This is a genomic window from Rosistilla ulvae (assembly GCF_007741475.1).
GTDB lineage: Bacteria > Planctomycetota > Planctomycetia > Pirellulales > Pirellulaceae > Rosistilla > Rosistilla ulvae.
This window is the reverse complement of record NZ_CP036261.1, coordinates 868,566-886,272: the sequence shown is the minus strand read 5'-3', so window position 1 is coordinate 886,272 and position 17,707 is coordinate 868,566. Positions and strand designations below refer to the sequence as shown.

At 56.9% G+C, this 17,707-nt stretch carries 14 protein-coding genes; 2 read left to right on the top strand and 12 right to left on the bottom strand.

Translation table 11 applies throughout. From position 1 onward, the window contains the following. Window positions 1-32: 32 nt before the first annotated feature. The 3 genes from EC9_RS03275 to EC9_RS03265 all read right to left on the bottom strand — a co-directional run bounded on the left by EC9_RS03275 (window position 33) and on the right by EC9_RS03265 (window position 3,676). The gene (locus EC9_RS03275; protein ID WP_145342329.1) at window positions 33-1,568 is read right to left on the bottom strand and encodes a hypothetical protein; all 1,536 of its coding nucleotides are present in this window, start codon (window positions 1,566-1,568) and stop codon (window positions 33-35) included. Window positions 1,569-1,766: 198 nt separating this feature from the next. Further along, complete coding sequence (locus tag EC9_RS03270; protein WP_246105935.1) at window positions 1,767-2,711, bottom strand: DUF502 domain-containing protein; 945 nt, start codon at window positions 2,709-2,711, stop codon at window positions 1,767-1,769. 167 nt (window positions 2,712-2,878) lie between these two features. Then, window positions 2,879-3,676 carry a ComF family protein gene (locus tag EC9_RS03265; protein WP_145342325.1) on the bottom strand — a complete coding sequence of 266 codons (798 nt, stop codon included), beginning with the start codon at window positions 3,674-3,676 and terminating at the stop codon, window positions 2,879-2,881. Window positions 3,677-3,993: 317 nt separating this feature from the next. On the opposite strand from EC9_RS03265, the gene EC9_RS03260 reads away from it, so the two are divergent. Next, window positions 3,994-5,277: an aminotransferase-like domain-containing protein gene (locus EC9_RS03260; protein ID WP_218934559.1), complete on the top strand. Its 1,284-nt coding sequence runs from the start codon at window positions 3,994-3,996 to the stop codon at window positions 5,275-5,277. 262 nt (window positions 5,278-5,539) lie between these two features. Here EC9_RS03260 and EC9_RS03255 read toward each other — a convergent pair whose 3' ends face one another. The 8 genes from EC9_RS03255 to EC9_RS03220 all read right to left on the bottom strand — a co-directional run bounded on the left by EC9_RS03255 (window position 5,540) and on the right by EC9_RS03220 (window position 14,702). Next, on the bottom strand, window positions 5,540-5,743 hold the full coding sequence (locus tag EC9_RS03255) for a type II toxin-antitoxin system VapC family toxin (protein WP_145342321.1): 204 nt from the start codon (window positions 5,741-5,743) through the stop codon (window positions 5,540-5,542). Beyond that, on the bottom strand, window positions 5,740-5,976 hold the full coding sequence (locus EC9_RS03250) for a type II toxin-antitoxin system Phd/YefM family antitoxin (protein ID WP_145342319.1): 237 nt from the start codon (window positions 5,974-5,976) through the stop codon (window positions 5,740-5,742). Before EC9_RS03250 ends, EC9_RS03255 begins: the two co-directional genes overlap by 4 nt. 141 nt (window positions 5,977-6,117) lie before the next feature. After that, the gene (locus EC9_RS03245) at window positions 6,118-7,236 is read right to left on the bottom strand and encodes a hypothetical protein (RefSeq protein WP_145342317.1); all 1,119 of its coding nucleotides are present in this window, start codon (window positions 7,234-7,236) and stop codon (window positions 6,118-6,120) included. Window positions 7,237-7,502: 266 nt separating this feature from the next. Next, entirely contained in the window at window positions 7,503-9,389 is a 1,887-nt protein-coding gene (locus EC9_RS03240) for a tetratricopeptide repeat protein (RefSeq protein ID WP_218934558.1), read from the bottom strand. Window positions 9,390-9,707: 318 nt separating this feature from the next. Then, complete coding sequence (locus EC9_RS03235; protein ID WP_145342313.1) at window positions 9,708-10,163, bottom strand: hypothetical protein; 456 nt, start codon at window positions 10,161-10,163, stop codon at window positions 9,708-9,710. Between the two features lie 133 nt (window positions 10,164-10,296). Then, complete coding sequence (locus EC9_RS03230; RefSeq protein ID WP_145348981.1) at window positions 10,297-11,313, bottom strand: DUF1559 domain-containing protein; 1,017 nt, start codon at window positions 11,311-11,313, stop codon at window positions 10,297-10,299. 291 nt (window positions 11,314-11,604) lie between these two features. Continuing rightward, complete coding sequence (locus tag EC9_RS03225) at window positions 11,605-13,962, bottom strand: midas domain-containing protein (protein ID WP_145342311.1); 2,358 nt, start codon at window positions 13,960-13,962, stop codon at window positions 11,605-11,607. A 284-nt stretch (window positions 13,963-14,246) separates the two neighbouring features. After that, a complete protein-coding gene (locus tag EC9_RS03220; protein WP_246105934.1) occupies window positions 14,247-14,702 on the bottom strand; it encodes a low molecular weight protein-tyrosine-phosphatase in 456 nt (151 codons plus the stop codon). Window positions 14,703-15,108: 406 nt separating this feature from the next. On the opposite strand from EC9_RS03220, the gene EC9_RS03215 reads away from it, so the two are divergent. Further along, window positions 15,109-16,065 (top strand): MBL fold metallo-hydrolase, encoded by a 957-nt coding sequence (locus EC9_RS03215; RefSeq protein WP_145342309.1) that lies wholly within the window; start codon window positions 15,109-15,111, stop codon window positions 16,063-16,065. Here EC9_RS03215 and EC9_RS03210 read toward each other — a convergent pair. Beyond that, window positions 16,028-17,455, bottom strand: coding sequence for a DUF6513 domain-containing protein (locus EC9_RS03210; RefSeq protein WP_145342308.1), 1,428 nt, complete (start codon window positions 17,453-17,455; stop codon window positions 16,028-16,030). The two genes, EC9_RS03215 and EC9_RS03210, sit on opposite strands and share 38 nt — an antisense overlap. Window positions 17,456-17,707 lie beyond the last annotated feature (252 nt).

Below are 17,707 nucleotides of genomic sequence, written 5' to 3'. Positions count from 1 at the left end.
AACTGGTCGACCTGGAACCGACAGCGGAGCGGCTAAAATTCAGCGCTGTACTTGCTGGTCATCACCTGGCGAATCTCAGCGGTCGCCCCATCGATATCCTGCCAGATCTGCTGGACCGAACCCGCACCACGCGTTCGCTCTTGGCCTCGAATCACTGCATCGGTGCGTCCCTTTTCGCGAACCGCCGCTTGGGCGCCGCCCACGCTGACCGAATAGCCTTGCGTTCCATAGCCATAGCCGTCGTATCCCATCCCGGCGCGGTATCCGCCCCACCCCGAAGTGTACCCGTACGACGTGGGATCGTTCATTCCCGTCCGTACCGACGATCGCATCCCAACACCTTTCATCGACATCTCGGCGCTTCGCAACATGCCCGAGATATCGCGGCCATATTTGAGCAGTGCCGGGTCGACATTCAACAGCGGCAAACCGTCGATCTTCCGCGCGTATTTGTCGTACCAGATTGCCGCCTGACCAAACGTTTTGACGTGGTCGGTTTTGGGTTTGTCGCGGAGATCGTCCAACAGCATCGAGACGCTCTTGAAGTACTGCTGCGACGCGATGCGAGCGGCAGATTCTTCGGAATCAGATCCCGACGCAGCGGCATCGTTGACCGCATCCCCCAGCGTGCGCGGCAGTTCCAGCACGCTCATCACCCGACGTGTGCCAATGGCCGACAGCTTGCCGCGCAGAAAAAACGTGTTGCCGCTAACCGAAGGGGTCCAATCGCGAACGTCGTCAAGCATCGCCCCTTGGCTGCTGAAGATTTCGATCATCAGCGGCTTGCCCACCTTGGCCAAGATTTCCGGCGAAGCTTCGAAGTCGACCCGGATCGCTCCGATCGTCTGGTCTTCCAAAGTGATTCCGAGCGTAATCCCCTGAACACCGCTGATCAATTTAGCAACCGCGCCGACCGAAAGCCCCGAATCTTCGAAGGACTTCAACGTTGGCAGCGTGCGAGCCACAGTCGCCTCGGATACCAAACCGCTCAGATCCATCGCCATCACGATCGGCGTCCCCACTTTGGCAGCGTAAGCGAAGGCCTGCTTCAGATAGGGCGTCATCGTCTCCCCCGCGTTGAGATCGGTCGACTTCAGCCAACGGTTAACATCCTGGCGGTTTGCAGGCATGTAGGCCCCCAACAGATTGGATTGGAGCTGGACGACATAGTGATCGTCGGGCAAACGGGCTGCGCTGCGGCCGGCGATGTTATCGATGCTGCCACCAAATCGCGTCGCCACGGTCGCGACGTTCCGCTCTCCGCTGAGTTTCATCAGCGCCAGCTCCCAGACCGATTTGCCAAATTCCAGATCCGAACGCCCCGCCAAGATGACTTCGGTCGCGTCCGACGGCAGCGCCGAAACGCCCGCGTCGTAGGCAGCTTTGCGCCGCGCCGCCCAGCGCTCGCGATCCGAGACCGGGGACCCAAACGCTTTTTCCGCATTGATCAAGATCAACGTGTTAGCATCCGCGGGAATCCGATATTTCATCCCTTCGAATTGAGCGTCGGACTTCGAAACCGCCAACAGCGAGAGAACCAGAGACAACAAGAGAAGCGAGCGATTCATGAGGTATATGCCCAGTCAATCCGATCGATGCAAGTAGAAATGGCTCGCGACAAACTTTGGAGTGGATACGAAATCCCTCGATGCGGCCAGCACAGGACCCGGATTATAGTTGCTGAGCGATTGGGCGTGTTCGATGAAATCAGAGTTCTTCATCGTTGACGACGGAGCACAAGCGAGTGCGGAAGTCGCGATTCGCGGTCAATCGGCCAGCGAAGAGGAGTCGGGCGAACTGCCATCGCTGGACAACATCGCTGCCGCTTTGTCGCTGCCAGGCAGTTCCAACTGCAAACGATTGACCACCTGCTGCTGCTTTGCGGGAACAACCACGCCACAGCTGACGATAAACTGGATCGCTTGATCGATCGTCAGGTCCAAATCGACAGCCTCGCTCTTGCGGACGGTGACAGTAAACCCGGTCACCGGCATCGGCGAGGTCGGCATCAAAACGCTCAACACCGGCTCGTTCGCCGCAGCGCTGATATCCGCCATGCTCTGACCGGTCACAAACCCAATCGACCAAATTCCCTTGCGTGGATATTCGATCGCGACGACGCGGTTAAATTCGATATCCCGTTCGCTGAAGACAAAATCGGTGACCTGTTTGACCGAAGAATAGACGTTGCTGACCACCGGCACGCGGCCGATGAATCGATCCATCGCGCGGACAAAAAATCGTCCGATCCCGTTGGCAAACATCCGCCCCAGGAAGTACAGCAGGACCAGGAACATCAACAAGAAAAACGGGACGACCACCGTGCGCGGCAGGTAGACCAATTGAACGTAACGATGCCAATACGCGATCGCAGTCCCTGGCACCGACTCAAACGGGCCCAAACGATGGAGATTCTGATCGACGTACGAAACGACATATTGAGGAAGAAACTTCTTCCCCGTCGGATCGGCGACAAAATTCCTATCGACTGGTTTGACGTCTTCGATCTCCTGCAGATTCCAAACCAAAACGTTGCGAATCCCCGCTTCCAGCGGCGACAGCACGTAGTTTTCAGTCGTGGTCCAGGCCCATACGAACAGCAAAATCGTCAGCAACGGCGGCATGACGATCCCCAGACCGTGCAGGATTGCACGGCGAAAAGTTGTCGCTGTGCTTGGCGACACCGCTGGCGATAGCTCGTCAGTGTTCATTGGGTTCATGCGAAATTGCTGGATTTTTTGCGTCAATATGAGGAATGCTGGCGTCCGCCGCTCGCGATCTCCGATCGCATCACGGCAGTCTTATGTCATAGCTTAGGTTTTAATAGGTGACCGATATGACAAAAGTTCATTGCGTCAGCGGGCAAACTCAAGATAGCTTAGTTTTTTCCGACGCCGCGCGCAGTAGCCGCAACGCAAACTCGCGTCGCTCCGGCCGCTAACAACACCCGCGTCACCTCGCACATCGTCGATCCAGTCGTCATGACGTCGTCGATCAACAGATAGCTGTGGCCGTTGGGGTGATATCGACGCCGCAACGCAAAAGCATTCAAAATATTGGCCGCTCGCTGATCCGCCACCAACTTTCCCTGCTTGGTCGTCCCCCGCACACAGCGAGTCGCCGCATGCACCGGGCGGCCCAACACGCGGCCAACCTGTTTCGCCAGCGTTGCAGCAGGCACCGTACCACGCCCCAACCTGCGTCGCCAATGGGATGGAACGAAGGTCACAATCTCGGGGATCGAATCCATCCGGCTAGCAATCTGTTCCCCTAACAATCCTCCCAACGCCATCATCAACGGTTCGTGAATGAACTTCTTCCCCGCGATCACAGCCTCCCGCATCGCTCCCTCATAACGCCCCAAGACAACGACTTCGGCAAACGGCAGCTTCTGCTTGAGACATCGATTGCAAGTCGGTTCGCCCAACCGCATCGGTTCCATCGGCATCCCACAGCGGCGGCACCAGTGTCGACATTTTCCGCGGACCGCGTCGATGCAAGCATCACACATTTCGATCGCCCCCGGATCGACCAACGCCCCACCACACAACGTGCAGGTCGGCGGATAGACCATTTCGAGAAACGCCCTGGCGATCGACAGCGGCACGTGCGACCAAGCGCTATCGCGCCGCAGGCCGCCCGCCAGTGCAGCCCGTGGTGATCTATCGCCCGCCATAAATGGAAACTTCCGCTGGACCGCCACGCGTTTCTCCCGCTTTGCGGATCAATCGATCACGCCCCCCCGGCGTGCATCTGAATAGAACGCGAGAAGCCCGCCGCGGATCGAACCCGCGACGAGAACTTTTAGGATTGCCAGTTCGGCTGCGTCGCGATTTCCACGACGTCGCAACGGGGGGCGGCCGAACCCGCAATGAAAACTTTTGTCATTACCACAGCGAAGCGACAAATCTGGGGAATCCTCTTCCCGACAGATTCGTTAACATGAATTCCTTCCACTTCACTCGATCCGAAATCAAACGAGTTTTTCAGCGAATGAACCTCCACAACTCCACGCACGAGCAACTTCTCAGTCCCCGCGGCACCCGGGCTTCGGAACAACCGATCAGCCAGTTGATGTCTGCCGCATTGGCCAACCCAGGAATCATTTCCTTGGCCGCGGGATTTGTCGACAATGCCACGCTGCCGTTGGAGTTTGTTTCCGAAGCCGCTCAAAACGTACTCGGCGACACCGCGACGGGGCGGTTGGCGCTGCAATACGGCACCAACAACGGGCCGCAGGAACTTCGCCAAGCGATCGCGCGGCGGAACTTCAGCAACAACGCCGACGATCTGGCCGATCGGATGATCCTGACCGCCGGCAGCAACCAATTGCTGCACCTGGTCGCCGAATGTGTCTTCGACGAAGGGGACATCGTGCTCTGCGCGGCTCCCACCTATTTCGTCTTCTTGGGGCTGTTGAAGGATATGGGCGTCCGCGCCTTTGGCATCGAAGCGGATGACCAGGGGATGATCCCCGAATCGTTGGACCAAGGCTTGCAGCAGTTGGCGGACAACAACGAGCTACACCGGGTCAAATCGGTCTACCTGATTCCGTATTGCGACAACCCGGGCGGCTCGACAGTCCCCGAAGCTCGGCGGCAAGAACTGATCGCCGTGATGAAAAAATGGCAGCAGCAATCGCCGATCCTGCTGTTGGTCGACAACGCCTATCGCGACTTGCGTTATTCGGGCGAAGACATCCCGACGCTAACCGACCTTGGTGCCGACCCTGAATTGACCGTCGAAAGCGGGACCTTCTCGAAAAATTTCGGCCCCGGAATCCGCGTCGGTTGGGGCGTGATGCCGCGTTGGCTGTTCGATTCGGCCCGTCGCTTCAAATCGGTGATCGATTTTGGTTCGGCTCACCTAAACCAACAACTGATGCTGAACATCTTGAAATCGGGTCGCTTCGACGAACAGGTCCAGCGACTGCAGACCGCTTATGCGGGCAAGTTGCAAGTCATGTTAGAGGCTTGCGATACGCACTTGGCAGGAATCCCAGGCGTCGAATATCGCCGACCGATCGGTGGCCTATACGTCTGGCTGGAACTGCCGCCGGGCGTCGATGCCGGCTCCGATTCGCCACTCTGGAAACAATGTATCGAGCGCGGCGTGTTGTATGTTCCGGGCGAGTTCTGTTACCCAAGCGAAGGGGCCGCGGTGCGGAAGAACACGATCCGACTCAGCTTCGGCGTCCAGCCCGAATCGCAAATCCGCGACGGCATCAAACTGCTCAGCGAAGCGATCACCGCCATCATGAACCCCGCCAACGTCTAAGCCGACGTGGACCAAAGCCGCTCGCATTGAATAGAGAGTTCGTCGCGAACGCAACTCTCTTCAATCGAAGCATTGCCTGTCACCAGATTCGCGTCACGCCGTAGCCATCGAACATGGTGTCGCTGCTGACGAGCGAAAGATGATCAGCCAATGATTGTGCAACCATCAGGCGGTCGAACGGATCGCCGTGATGTTTTGGCAGCCTCGACTGGATATCTGAATAATCGACGGTGATCGGCAGTGTCGTCGCTCGTAAATCGGTTCACGCTTGGTTCATCCAGGTGCGATAGGGGAGCGAGAGCCGCAGTTTGCCAAGCCCCACTTTGATACCGATTTCCCAAACTGTCGCCGCACTGACAAACAATTCATTGCTCGGATCGGCAACTGCTGCGAGCGCATTTGGGCTGAGCAAGCGATGCTGATCGACCCACCAAATCACCGCGTGGGAATCGAGCAACACTCTCACGGCATGTAGTCCCTCAACTCATCCAATGGCGCATCGAAATCATCCGCCATGTAGGTCACCGTGCCAGCAAGCGTCCCCGGCTTGCGCGGGGTCGGTGGCGGCGGTGCATCTGTTGCCGTCAGACAAGCAACGGGCTGGCTTCCGTCGGTAATGATCAATGCCTCCCCGGGTGCCATGCTGTGAATCAATTCGGCAAGTTTGGATTGAGCGTCTTCGATCGATACAGTAGCCATCGGCGGTACCTCACTTTTTCTGGCTTGCATATGCATTCTAGAGCAGACGGCCACAGCGATCGAGATTTTCCCAGCCAAACGCTTAAGCAACCGAGAGTTTTCGGCTGCGATTCAAGTGGCAAACTTAACAGGAAGGTTCACTTACCCTTGTTGAGACTCTTCCGCTGGCGGCGTCTTGTTTTTGTCGGCCCCTCGCCACCAGCCGATCAAACCGCTCCAAGCCTTACCGATCAGGGTGCCGTTGAGTAGATCTTGGGTGAGCGTCGATTTGGTATCGTCGAAGTTGTTCCAGATCGCTTCCAGATAAGGCTGGCTCGATTCGGCCAACGTCGTCCACAAACCGCGGACCTGGATCTCGGTCAACGCGTCGGCGTAATGCCCGACGATGTGTTGATCGATCAGATTGCCCGCGACCACGACTGACGAGAGCGCCCCCTGAGAGACCAACGACAGGCGGTTCATGCTGAACATCGTCATCGTCGTGGCGACATCGAAGACCGACGTCTCCGCCTTGGTCGCCGCCGTCTCCATCTCCTGCCAGATCCTTTTGATCTCAGCTTGCGGAATCGTGGTCGTCGGATCGATCCGGTTCAGCGCCGCGCGAGTCCTATCGATCGTCTGCTGCAAGCCTTCCAGATTGATCGGCGGCGCGTTCAGCGCATCGGCACCTTGGACGCTGGTTTCCTGCAGCGCGTCGATCAGATCGGTGACGTGATCGATCGTCGATTCCTGATCGATCAATCCCTTGCGTTTCAGTTCTTCACTCAACTGACGCATGTAGGTGCTCGACCCGTACGCGACGTCGCTGATGATCGCCAACACCGTCATCGGCGACATGTGCAGCGTCGCCACGCCGGCAAAATCGAGCATCCCGCCGACGGTTTGCCGAGCGACCAGCCCTTCGGCTTGCGCCTCTTCGGAGGCGGGTTTGTGCGAGACGACTCCGCCGACATCGTGGATCACAAAATCCAACGACTGCTGGACAAAGACGCGGTAGCTCTTGGACGATCGGAACGCGGTGGGGATCAACCGCGCGGCCGATTCGCTGGCCAATCCGCCGACCAATGCGGAAACCGTCCGCGCCGAACGCTCCGGCAGCGACAGACCAAACAGCAGCGTATCGATCAGGCTGCCCGAGGGTGCAGACTCGCTACCCTCCGCCGCCTGCCCCTCTGTTTCGTGCAATACGCTCGAGTCGTTGACCACATCGTGCCGTTTGTTGCCATCGGCATCCAAAGAGGAGAGTGGATCGGTTGGCACGGCATCGGCTCCTTAAAAACATGAATCGTTGGCAGCGAGAGGGCAGGGGCGAGCCAACAGGCCGTTGCAATGCATCTCGTCTCCGCCGCAAACCGAACGGTCCTACATCCCAGATGATCCGTCCAAAGGACACGTCCCACCGGTTTGATAGGATCAACGACGAAGTCGGAATGAGCATCTCCGAAATCATAACACGTCGATTCGATGACCGCAGCCAAGCCGTCGCCGAAGAGACGCGACAAGGCTTTGCCGCACACGAGCCGTGGCTAATTTCGGATTGCTTGCAGAACGCTTTTCGCCCCCGCATGTTGCGGGTCGATCAACAGCACTTTCGACAGCCAGATTTCCGCCTGTTCACGCATGCCGCTTTGTGCCTGGGCGAGCCCCATGCCGAAAATCGCGGAGAGATTATTCGGATCGATCGCCAACGCAGCTTGGAATTCAGTTTTAGCCCGTGCCAGTTGCCCCGCATCGATCAAAATGTACCCCAGATCGGCGTGACGCTGCGGCACCCGTGGCTCTAAATCCGCAGCGTTTTCGAAATGCGATACCGCCTCGTCGATCGCACCTTGCCCAGCTAACAAGAGCCCCAAATTTTTATGACTGTCGGCGTGCTCGGGAGTAATCGCCAAGGCTGCATGATATTCCGCAGCGGCCGCGTCGATTTGGCCCAGATCGCGGAAGGTATTTCCAAGATTGAAATGAGCAGGCGAATGCTGCGGTTCGATCGCAATCGCCTTCTGAAACAACTCGAGCGCCTGCTCCAATTCCCCTCGGCGATACATCACGTCCGCCAGTGCGCTTAACGCCCGGACATTATTGGGTTCTTGCTGAAGCGCAAACTCGAAACTCCGCTGCGCAGCGTCAAGATCGTTCTGCCGAAGCTTTGCGACGCCTGACATGACTTGCGATTCGGCATCATCCCCCAAGATTTCACCCGCTTGTTGAGCAAGCCGATCCGCCTCTTCGACCTTCCCCGCCCAACTGAATACCTTTGCCAAGTTTTTCAGCGACACCGCATGTTTCTGTGGATCGATCTGCTGTTTGCGGAGACCTGCAATCGATGCGAACTCACTGGCATCCCAGCCGGTGTGTGGAGCGACGATTCCCGCGTCGGCAAGTCGATCGACGATGTTCTCCGCCAGGAAGGCGTGTCCATCAATCGTTGGGTGAACATGGTCAAGAAACCAATCGGCCCCTGGAATTTCAAATTCCGATCTCGATTCCAGCAGCGACGGGAAATCGATCGTCGCAACCTGATTTTCGTTGCCCACCTCTCGAACGATCTGTTGGATCTCTGCTATCGCACGAAGCGGGCAGACATCTTCCTGCCTGGCGCGCAAGAACGCCTCACGTGCCGCCGCGACCTGGTCGACTCCTAAATAGGCATGACCAAGGTAATAGTAGGCAGCGGCATAAGAGGGGTCCATCTTGGTCGCGCGTTCCAATAACTCGACCGCAACATCTGGCTCCCCATTGTCCAGAGCCGCACGCCCGCGGTCGAACAACTGCATAAATTCGCGTTGTTGCGACGCAGTGATTTCGGCCGAATGCTCGCTCTTAAATGGCGAACAGTCTCGCAGATTGTCGGCGGGGACAACAAGCAAAACACGGACACCAGCCTCTTCCGCCTTGGCTAGAATACGTTCGAGCGTCGAACGGAAATTTGCAAGCACCTCGGCCCGCCACGGGGGATCGCGATGATAGGCTGCGGGACCGATCGAGCGATCCAAAATCGCATCGACCTCACCGGACAGGCTCTGCTGATTCTCGTCCAGCGAGGCGGGCTGGACCAATTTTTCCATCGCGGCCACGGTCCGCAATCGCCGCGCATATTCAGCGAATCGTCGCACGGATTTGGGAACCGACAGCAGACGTTGGTAGGTCCGATCTTCTAGAAATTCATTATGGCCCGTATAGATGACGAGCATATCGGGCTGGTACTGAATCAGCTCATCCAGCAGCACCTCCACGCGATAACTGGCATAGCTGATTCCTCCCGCATTGATAACTTCCCAATCTTTGGAGCGATCGATGGCGGGAAGATACTCTCTCAAAAAACCAACAAATGACGTTTCGTCATCGTAGGGTCGGCCATAGGTTGTCGACCCGCCCAAGCAAAAAATGCGGTAGGTATCGGGGCTTTTCTCCAACGCAAAGGATTGAGGGTTGAAGAGATCTAAGCGACTCTTGTCTATCGCCAGTCGTGTCGCTCCGTCGGAATCAACCGACGCGACAAAAAGAGAGGAACCCGACGTAAACCCCAGCCTAGATGAGCTGGGAGCCACACCAAAGGCCATTAGAATAAGCTCAAGAAACGCAAAGAAGCTTATAAAAACACCAACCCCAAAAACCAGTTTGCGAGAACGGGATATTCGCATACATGGTTTTCGGGGTTGATTCATCGTGGCCCTGGGCACAGACGGTAAAGTTTTCCTGCCGCCTATTTTAGCTAACGGTGGCGATTCGCGTTAGTTCTCAACAACATCCGCAGATGTCACTTCAACCACAACGCCATCTCCGCCACCCTCGGGAACCACCAGCGTCTTCTGAAGCGTGATGTAGGTTTCGTTCGATTCAGTTACGCCGGCAGGTACCTCGCCGACACTCTCTCTCTCCTTCCCAGGGACCGTGACGGTCACTTCAAAATTATATGAACCAGGCACAGGCCCTCTCTCCGCAGGAAACGCAAACTTTCCATTTTCAATGACGGCCGTGACGTTCGGTGATCCCGTACCGGCTGTCGCACTTGAACCGCGCATCCACCCATTGCGGTTTACACCCCCGTCGACCGAAACCGTTCCCGAAAACGGCACGCGGTCAAACCCATCCCCACCACAGCCTACCGAAAGGCTGAAAAATGGCAGAAGCACAAGCAGCACGAAAAGCCCACAACGGCCATCCAATCGATTAAAAATATTCTTCACGCTTGAAGATTCCATCTAGTGAGAAACAGAAAACACGATTCATCAATCGATACGAAATGCTGACACACATCAATGCATGCCAACATATTACAGTTCGTGCAAAGAACTCAACCAACAAGCACAAACGGCCAAACTACGGCAATTGCACTGGGTTCCCATCCTCTTTATTTGCCAATCGGCGATACGTTGTTAGGTCCAATGTCTCAGACAGAAAGTGAACCGAACCATCGACCAATACAAACTGGGCTCCACCGGGATGAAGAGAAGTGAAGGGAACCTTCACGTTGTACATATCAGCGCAATTTGGTGCATCGACATTGATCCCCGCGCCGGCAACTCCTAGTGCTGAGGATGCCCCTCGGTTTGAATGCGCAAGCAAGCTCTGAGCTGATGAGACGTAGAGTGTCGCTGCCCCTGTGATCTGTTTTTTACCACAGAGACCATTATACGTCTCATCCGCTCTTTCTCCCACGAGAAGCACGTTGCTGGTTCCGTCGGTAACATCGCGGAACCTATCATCGCTATCGTTATAGAGCACACCTTTGCAACCACGTGCATCCATGCTCAAATTCAACCCACCACCACCGCCGTCGTCATCCGCAACTCCAGCGTAGTTGGAGGTCGCCACGTCATACGTTGTCCCGTTCAATGCTTTTACTCGATATATACCATGAACGTTGACATCTTCACCGGTATCCGATGGGCAACGGAATCCAGCCACGGGGGTTGCAACTACAGCGCGCGCTGTTGCGATGTCCATCGCTTCCGCAGCGTATCGACCATTCACGTCAATCGCATCAAAGGCATTCTGCAACTCAACAAACGGTGCGATGTAGGCACTCCAGTTGTATTGCGCCATATTTGATTGAAACGGCGTGCCACTGGGGAGCTTGTGGCCATACTGCTGACCTCGCATGTCGAGTGCGTGCCCATAATCATTCTTTAGTCCCATGGGAAGCTTCTTGAACGTATCGTGATAGTTGTGCATCGCGATGCCGATTTGCTTCAGATTGTTGCTGCACTGCATACGGCGTGCGGCTTCGCGAGCCGCCTGAACCGCGGGCAGAAGCAGCCCCACTAAAATGCCGATGATGGCGATCACCACAAGCAACTCAACCAGCGTGAAACCGTGTTTCTTCTTCGCAGCCATAAATCAGCTCCTCAACATCAACCGAACATGAACGAGAATAATGGGAGGGGGGGACCACCGACGCTTCTTACCTAAAAGACAACGCCAAAGACGCCACCACCTCCGACGGAAGAACAACCGCCACTGCAGTTGTACTAAGGTGTGATGAAGCTGTCAATAAATCACCCCCCCCAATCGCGAATCAGAAGAACCGTCCATCGGGACGGAAGGGCGGCGTGCGGCTCCCCGAAGAGAGAGGGGGAGGGTGCGGTCAGAGGACCGCACCTTGCAGGTGGCTGCGGTGGCGTCGCTTTACAACGGCTGGATGGCCGACAGTTTCAAGAGGCTGCCGGCGCCGGTGATATCGCTTGCATTATTCTCAATCACCGCCAGTATCATAACGTTTTGGTCTTGGTAGGGCATCAGATCATCCAACAGCCCGAAGACAGTGATCGGTTCGGCACCAGCCGCTTCGCCGATATATCGAGCCAGTTGAATGGAATGGTATCCAGGACGCGATTGAGCTTTTGTCTTGCTGCCCAATTTGGCGACCAGAAAAACGCCATCGCTGCCGCGCTGCGAAGACGCCAACCAATGGGGTGCCAGGCCGGCCAACGACATCATCAGCTCGCGTTGTCCTCCCAACTCTTCCAGCAATTGCGCCGCCTCTTTTTTCGGCTGTTTGGAAAACGGGTTGTCGGCAACCGCCGCAGCCAGTTCTGCCAAACCGCGATAGAGCGAGTTCCGGTTCACATTAAAATCGGCACTCTCCTTTTCGGTTTCGATCGCCACAGCCAACGCTTCACGAGCGGTTTGCAGTCGCCGTTCGCCCAACGACGGTGCCGGCTCCGGTTCAATCGTTTCGGGCGCCGATGCGGTCTCGTCCTCCGTCACGGTATCTTCGGCGACACCCTCTGCGGCGGGCAGCTCGATCGATTCCAGCAGCTCGCTGTTTTCGTTGTCGACCACAAACTCGGTTCCACCGAAATCATTATTCTGTTCCGCGCCGAGGGGGACAAAATCGCTGTTGCTACCCACACCCGACGTGCTGCGACTGCTTGGCGGCTGGAACGGCAAGAACTTCGGAAACTTCTCGGGGAAGCCGAAGTAGAGAATCGCCAGTGCGCCGCCGATTCCCAACACGCCGCCACCAAACCACTGAACCAACATCTTGATGATCGAAGGCTTTTTGCGACGTCGGGCCCGCGGTTGCAGCCCATGCGCCGACATGTCGAAACCGGCCGCATCGGTCATCGGCGAATCGTCATACCCCGCGTACGCCTCCGACTCGTATCCCTCGGGCTCGACCACAGCCGCGGCATTCGCGTTTTCATCACTCCATGCGTTTTCGGCGACGATCCGCTCGCTCGGTCGATCCACCGCGCCGACGCTGCCCGACGACGGTGAAACCAGTTGGAGCGGCGGAGCCAATTGCTCGGCAAAAACACTTAATGGATTGGTCTGCCCGCACCAAGGACAACTCACTTCCGCGTCGCTGGCCGCGGGCGATTCAGGCATTCGGACGGGATCGTTGCACTCAGGGCAAACAATCTGCACCAACAGACTCGCAACCCGCGAACGCTTTGGAGCCGCGGGAACGTCCGTCGACGCAGCCTCGCTCACCTGCAAATCGTCGTCCGCTTCGCCGTCGTCGACGTTCTCGGCCACTGGCTCGCGACCAAACTCCGTGAAACCGAGCGACGTTCCAGCGTTGTCTAGTTCGACGTCAACCGGTTCGTCGCTGTCGGCCAATTCTTGTTCGTCAGCATCCAAGGTTTCGTCCAGCTCTGCAGCCGCTTCCCCCTCCACCTCGGTCGCCGCAATACTCGATGCTTCGTCGGCTTCGATCGAACCGAACTCCACGCTCGGCAATACGATCTCTTCCTGATCTTCGTCGCTGGCTTCGGCAACGCTTGACGGCTCGATCACAAGTTCCGGTTCGGACTTGAAGTCCATCGGTTCGGCTTCGATTGACAGTGCGTCGCTATCGTTGTCCCCCGATTCCAACTCCATCATCGGCAGCGATTCATCGGCCACATCTTCATCGGCGACCGGCGCAGTTTCGGTCTCGGGCTTCGCTTCCATTTCGATCGGTTCGACTTCGAAGCTGGGCAGTTCTTCACTGCCATCGTCGTCCAATTCCAGCTCCATCGTCGGCAGCTCTTCATCGTCAGCGTCGGCCGATGCGGCTTCGGTCTCGGACGTTGATTCCATTTCGATCGATTCGGCTTCGAAGCTTGGCAATTCTTCGCTGCCATCGTCGTCCGATTTCAGATCGATCATCGGCAACTCCTCATCGTCCGCGTCGACTGGGGCAGCTTCGAAGCTCGGCAACTCTTCGCTGCCGTCGTCGTCCGATTCCAATTCGATCATCGGCAGCTCTTCGATATCGTCATCGAAACTGAGCAAGCCGAGCTCTTGCTCTTCCTCCACCGCGGCATCCGCTGGAGTATCAGCGATGGTTTCCCCCTGCGAAAATTCCTCCTGGGCATGTTCGTTAAACGCCACTTCGGGTTCGACAGCTTCCAGCACCGCATCGGGCCCAGCCGGCAAAAATTGATCGACTTGGTGAACCGCGCCGCAGTGAGGACACTGCAGCGTCATGTCCGGACTGGCGTTTTCGGGCAATTGAAGCGATTGGGCGCAGCCGGGGCAGTGAACGACATTCATGTTTTTCGACGCAGTCTGCAGGATTTCGGAATAGAACGGTTCTTCACAAGGCTTGCCTCGCCCCCATGACGACCTAGGCCGCGGGAGAGCTGATTCAAGCTGCAAAGTGGTTAATCGGAGTATGCTTACGGAAAGGGGCATTGTCAGCCCTTTGCTTGCTCAGCCGAAAGCAAATTGGCTGATCTGCCTACGAAAGATGCAACCATCGCATCAATCGTAACGATTCGCCGATCTATCGTGGCCCATCGAAACCGCCCTTTTCGCAACTTTTACGGGCCGCCCCCTCAATCGGCATCGGATGTCAACGACTCCAGGATCTTGGGACAGGCTTGCTCCAGCATGTTCAAGACAAACTCAAAACCTTCCTCGCCACCATAGTAGGGATCGGGAACATCGCTCGGCCAAGAATCGTCCAGATAGCTACTGAGCATTTCGATCCTAGCATCCGAACCGCCATCGAGCGCGTTCAGGTCGCGAGCGTTATCGGCATCCATGGCGACGACGAGATCGAAGGCTTGCAGATCCGCAGCCGTCACCTGCCGCGCTCGACTCGTCAATTCGAGCCCCCGCTGTTGAGCGGCGGCTCGCATCCGACGATCCGCCGCCTTCCCGGTGTGGAAGCCGATCGTGCCGGCCGAATCGATAGTGATCTTATCGTCCAAACCCTCCGCTTCGACCAACCGCCGCATCACTCCTTCGGCCGCGGGTGAACGGCAGATATTGCCCATACATACAAACAAGATGCTGCAAGGTTTCAAAACGATCGCTCCGTTGGCTGCCCCGCATCGCAGGGCAAGAATTCGGTTTCGGGAAAGGGAGAGGCGACGACGGGCCTCTGCGTGAACAGACATCCCGAACGTGCCGACGCGATGAACGACAAGTTTACGCCCGCCGGCGTTCAGCACCTAGAGTGCCCCAACAAGCTAGTGGTTTGTCAAACTTTGATTTTCGGACTGATGGTAGTGGACGAGGTCACGAGTCCCCATAATCTCTGCCGCGAAAGGACTCGTGACCTCGTCCACTACCCTAAATTTTAGTGTTAACGCTGCGTTAGCAGACCGGCGACGATTTGATGACACAGCCGGCGCGTCGGTTGGGGCTCCCGACCAGGTATCCACACGCCGCGCGACCGTTATACTGGCGGCCATGGAAGTCATCACGTTGCAATCGGGAAGCAGTGGCAATTGCGTGTACGTCGAAACCGACGGAGTGCGGTTGCTGTTCGATGCAGGGATCAGCGGTCGCCAAGCTCAAGAGCGACTGGCTCAACACGGCAAAGACATCCACGACGTCGATGCCTTGATCATCTCCCACGATCACAGCGACCACACAAGTTGCATGGGCGTCTACCACCGCAAATTTGGCCTGCCGATCTATTGCACGCCTGCGACGCACACGATCGTCGATCGCCGCAAACGCTTGGGGCGTGTCTCCGACGTCCGCCATTTCGATGCGGGACAGACGCTGTGGTTCGGCCAGGTCTCGGTCGAAACACTCTCGACGCCACACGACGGTGTCGACGGCGTCGTCTTCATCATCGATAACTCGCGTCGCCGATTCGGGATCTTGACCGATCTGGGACACGTCTTCGATGGGCTCGAAGCCGCAGTCGCCTCGCTGGACGCGGTCCTGATCGAAAGCAATTACGATCCCGACATGCTCGCCCAGGGTCCCTACCCGCCGGCGCTGCAGGAACGGATCAGCGGCTCCGGCGGACACATTTCGAATCTCGAAGCGGCTAGGCTGCTGCAACGCGCCGACAGCTCGCGATTGCAGTGGGCCTGCCTGGCGCATCTGTCGGACGAAAACAACGCGCCCGACGTCGCATTGCAAACCCATCGCGATCTGTTGGGCAGCGAGTTCCCCGTCTCGTGCGCCGATCGCTATCTGGCGACCGATCCGATGAAAGTCGAAGATCCTTGCGAAGGGATAGTTGCGGCCAGCGATGCCGATGACGACTTATCGACAACCGATCGATCGCTCGATTCCATTTCGCAGCCGAGTGCGCCCGAAAACGCACAGTCGAGCAAGCGCAAGTCGTCCCGCAAACGGATCGCAGCGGGATTCAGTCAGCTGACTTTTTTTGACGACGCTTGCCACTGAGTCGGTGATGCTTTTCGTCGCGCGTCAGATGTCCCCAACGCAGCGACTCATCCTGCTCGTAACGTTTCCCCAGCGTGATCGCCGTCAGCGCCTTGCACATCTCAAAGCCAAGGTAGAAGGCATGCGAAGCGTCGACCTTTTCACCCTGCTCGGTTGCCAACAGAGCTTCAAAGATTTCAAACGGATCGTCGCCGACCAGGTGCAGATCGCGAGAGACCAGCCTGATCTCGTCCGTCTGAGCGAACAACCGGAAGTTGTTGTCTTTGATCTGATCGGCCAATTGCTCGGTATGTCCGGCGGGCAGTTCGTTTAAACGCGGATCGCGCAACATTACCAACGCATCGCTAAGGTTCTTTGGCGGAATCCGCTCTTTGCACGCCGCATAGACCATCCGCCGAGCCAGATCACATTCGGCAACGCTGCTGCGAGCCCAATTTATCACCTGAGTCGTCAACACGCTTTGAATGCCCAGTTCCTGACAGATCCCCAGCAGCAGAAAGTTAACGCCGGCGGAGTCGACGTCGGTCAGTTCGCTTAGATTTCCGATCCCCATCATCATCGCCGCGTCGGGATGCCGCCGCCGTGTTTCGATATAGCGATTCAGACTTGCGGCAAACCCAAATCCGATCGGTTCCAAGATCGGATCCAACCGGATCGGCACGTTCCGCTGCGTCAGATATTCAGCCGTTTCGTCCATCGTTTCGATCGCATCGGGAGTGTCGGGAATCACGACCACCTCGGTTCCCCAATCGACTGCCATCTCGCGGTTACTGCGATTGACCGAAAGGACCAATTCGGCACCGGCGGCGCACGCATCGGCCGCTTCGATCGGATCGAGCGTATCGATCGAGACGCGCAAGCCGAGATCGCGCAACATCGGCACGACTCGTTTGATTCCATCCCATCGCTGTTCGGGATTGCATCCCAAGTCGATGATGTCGGCGCCGCATGCGGCATAGCCACTTGCGAGCGCCAAAAGCTCGTCGATTTGACGACTTGGAGCGTGATTAATTTCCGCCACAATTTCGATATCGAAGTCGTTTAGCGATCTTTTTTTATTAGAAAGCGAAAAAAAATTTGGCAGATCGCTGAGGTCTTTTGGCCCGCATTGGACGGGCACATCCAACATCGCATCGATCTCCGCCAGCCCACGAACGCAATAGCCGGGCAGGATCACCGCGGTCGCTTGCGCCGGTACATCCAAATGTCGAGCAAGCCATTTTGGCGTAATCAGTGCAGCCACAGTGATCGGCATCACACCGATCGAATATTCGAATCCAACGCGAGCCGCAACAGATTCAACAACCTGTCTCAACGAGTGTTCGGCAAGGCGGCCGGTAATGAAGTGGTAATGGCAGCCCAAACCATCGTTTTTACTTGCGTTTTCCATTTACCTATCGTGCGCAGCAGGGCCTAAAAATGGCAAGCGCGATCGCAAAAAGATCGCCACAATTCGTGAAGATTCTCTCTCGAATCGGGCACGCCAAGAGTGATTGTTGGCAAGTCGAAGCGAGCGACCGCAAGAGGCCGCAGCGCGACACTGGCATCAACACCGAATCGCGGTTCTCGAGCGACGCGCCACAACCGCCGCACGTTGCGGCGGAACAAACAATCACAACCACCCTGCAGTCGCAACAGCGAA

Coding starts and splice junctions, on each gene's coding strand:
- EC9_RS03275 (WP_145342329.1), bottom strand. CDS start 1,568: ATGAATCGCTCGCTTCTCTTGTTGTCTCTGGTTCTCTCGCTGTTGGCG.
- EC9_RS03270 (WP_246105935.1), bottom strand. CDS start 2,711: ATGAACACTGACGAGCTATCGCCAGCGGTGTCGCCAAGCACAGCGACA.
- EC9_RS03265 (WP_145342325.1), bottom strand. CDS start 3,676: ATGGCGGGCGATAGATCACCACGGGCTGCACTGGCGGGCGGCCTGCGG.
- EC9_RS03260 (WP_218934559.1), top strand. CDS start 3,994: ATGAACCTCCACAACTCCACGCACGAGCAACTTCTCAGTCCCCGCGGC.
- EC9_RS03250 (WP_145342319.1), bottom strand. CDS start 5,976: ATGGCTACTGTATCGATCGAAGACGCTCAATCCAAACTTGCCGAATTG.
- EC9_RS03230 (WP_145348981.1), bottom strand. CDS start 11,313: ATGGCTGCGAAGAAGAAACACGGTTTCACGCTGGTTGAGTTGCTTGTG.
- EC9_RS03225 (WP_145342311.1), bottom strand. CDS start 13,962: ATGAATGTCGTTCACTGCCCCGGCTGCGCCCAATCGCTTCAATTGCCC.
- EC9_RS03215 (WP_145342309.1), top strand. CDS start 15,109: ATGGAAGTCATCACGTTGCAATCGGGAAGCAGTGGCAATTGCGTGTAC.
- EC9_RS03210 (WP_145342308.1), bottom strand. CDS start 17,455: ATGGAAAACGCAAGTAAAAACGATGGTTTGGGCTGCCATTACCACTTC.